The sequence below is a fragment of the Bartonella sp. PS7NMGDW genome (genome assembly GCF_042193585.1).
In the GTDB taxonomy this organism is placed as follows: Bacteria; Pseudomonadota; Alphaproteobacteria; order Rhizobiales; family Rhizobiaceae; genus Bartonella; species Bartonella grahamii.
Genome location: NZ_JBHILX010000057.1, coordinates 1 through 2,113 on the forward strand (window position 1 = coordinate 1; position 2,113 = coordinate 2,113).

Annotated in this window: 2 protein-coding genes; both read left to right on the forward strand. The window is 37.0% G+C overall.

Annotation, left to right across the window (positions count from 1 at the left end; genetic code table 11):
* Positions 1–254 precede the first annotated feature (254 nt).
* Positions 255–1,169, forward strand: a complete 915-nt coding sequence (locus tag ACFIKJ_RS09060; RefSeq protein ID WP_375670524.1) for a hypothetical protein — start codon at positions 255–257, stop codon at positions 1,167–1,169.
* Between the two features lie 80 nt (positions 1,170–1,249).
* Complete coding sequence (locus ACFIKJ_RS09065; RefSeq protein ID WP_375670525.1) at positions 1,250–2,023, forward strand: hypothetical protein; 774 nt, start codon at positions 1,250–1,252, stop codon at positions 2,021–2,023.
* Positions 2,024–2,113: the final 90 nt, after the last annotated feature.

Sequence of the window (2,113 nt, forward strand, 5' to 3'; positions counted from 1 at the left end):
AAAACTTATGATGATATAGACAGTGAACTAGAGAAAGCACTTGGTATTCAATTAGGTAGGTATCAAAATGAAAAAAATTGAAAAAAATAAAAAATACGTATTGACATTAAGGAAAGGTTCGTTTAGAAAGGCGTCAAGTGTGTAGAAACACTTAGCGATAAGCGGATAAACCACGATAAGGTTTTTCCCATCTTCAAAATACTGACTTTCTTTTATGCTATCACTAGCATATAACGATTTTGTCGGGTGTGGTTATGCCATACAATACCCTTTTAGGGGAAAGCATACAGCGGACTTATCGCCGTGTTTCTAGCGCCCGACGCCCTTATGGGCTGTCAATAGAAACCTTTTTTACGATAAGGATTACTAGCATGAACGCTACAGTTAAAAATCAAGAATCTTCCTTTTTTGTTACAGATGATAATGGCTCTTTTAAAAAGAGAGAGTTTGCAAAAAAATACGAATTTACAGGTGAAACAATAGAGGTTGGCTTTAAAACGCTTCATAGGATTAGAGCTTTAAGAGATTTTGGAGATGTCAAAAAAGGGGAGCTCGGCGGCTTTATAGGTAGTGAATACAATTTATCGCATCATGGCAATTGCTGGGTCGGAGGTAAAGCCAAGGTTTATGCTAATGCACGGGTTTACGATAATGCCGTTGTAAGTGGTTATGCTCATGTTAATGTGGAAGCTTGTATTTATGAAAACGCCCGTGTTTATGGCAAGGCGGTTGTAGGTGGCTTTGTTTATGGAAATGCTGAGGTTTATGGTTTTGCACGTATTTATCCTCGTGCAAGAATTTATGGGAATGCTCACGTTCATTATAATGCTTGGGTTTTTAATGATACACATATTTTTGGTAATGCCAAGCTTTCTGGATATGCTTGCATTTATGCTGATGTAAAAGTTTATGGTAATGCCAAGGTTCTAGGCTTTTCAAAACTTTATAAAAATGCACACGTTCATGGGAACGCTGTTATTGAAGGGCATGCTGAAATTCATGGGATTATTTATGGTAATGCAAAAATATCAGGTTATTCAAAAATTTATGGGAAGGTTTCAGGCAAGGCAAAATTAAGAGAGTGTGATTTTGTTCATAGGGAAGGTGAGGTTTATAGTGGCAATAAAGTCATATATAACTCGAATAATATTTTAGAAAAAGCAGCATAAGACAGCAGCGGCGGTGCGGGGGCGCCTCCTTATAACCATTTCATTCAAAATTTGTTTAAATATTAGATTAGGAGTTACCTATGACCACTAAAAATGTATCTAAAAAATATGAAATTACAGACGAAATTAAAGAAGTTAAAGATGCTGAAACCCGTCAACCTAAACACTTTTATCGCATTCGTGCATTAAGGGATTTCGATGATGTAAAGACAGGGGACCTTGGTGGCTTTATTGAAAGTGAAGATAATCTCTCACATGATGGTAATTGCTGGGTGTATGATAATGCTATAGTTGCTGTGAATGCCGTCGTTTCTGAAAATGCAAAAATACGTAATGATGCCATTGTTGCTCAAAATGCTAAAGTTTATGGTAATGCTATAGTGAGTGGAAAAGCTAAAGTTTATGGTCATGATACCCATGTTTATGGCAATGCACAGGTTTCTGATAATGCGAGTGTTAATGGTAGTATGTGGGTTCGTGGTAAGGGAGTAGTTTATGGCAAGTGCGTGGTTAATGACAATGCCAAGGTTTATGGTGATGCAAAAATTTGTGGTCAAGTTTGTAACAATGCCGTGGTTTATGGGAAAGCCTTTATTGCTGTAAATGCAAAAATTTATGACAATGCTAAGGTTTGGCATAGTGCTGATGTGAGTGGCTTTGTTTATGGCAATGCAAAAGTATCAGGATCTTCTTATATATATGAGGGTGCTCATATTTTTGATAATGCAAGAGTTTATGGAAAAGCGGTTGTTTACAAAGATGTTAAGATTTATGGCAACGCCGCTCTTAAGGAAAAGAAAACATTTCGTGATGATGTTTGTAGTAATGATGTAATCACTGAAAGAGCAGCGTAAATAAAATAACGGGGCGGGGGGCTGCTTTATAGCAAAAAAGCCGCGTCCTTTAAGACACGGCTTTTATTATCAAAACAGCTAGCGATCTAA

What these genes read in the sequence shown, in the direction of transcription:
- ACFIKJ_RS09060 (WP_375670524.1), top strand. Translation starts at nt 255, where the DNA reads ATGCCATACAATACCCTTTTAGGGGAAAGCATACAGCGGACTTATCGC.
- ACFIKJ_RS09065 (WP_375670525.1), top strand. Translation starts at nt 1,250, where the DNA reads ATGACCACTAAAAATGTATCTAAAAAATATGAAATTACAGACGAAATT.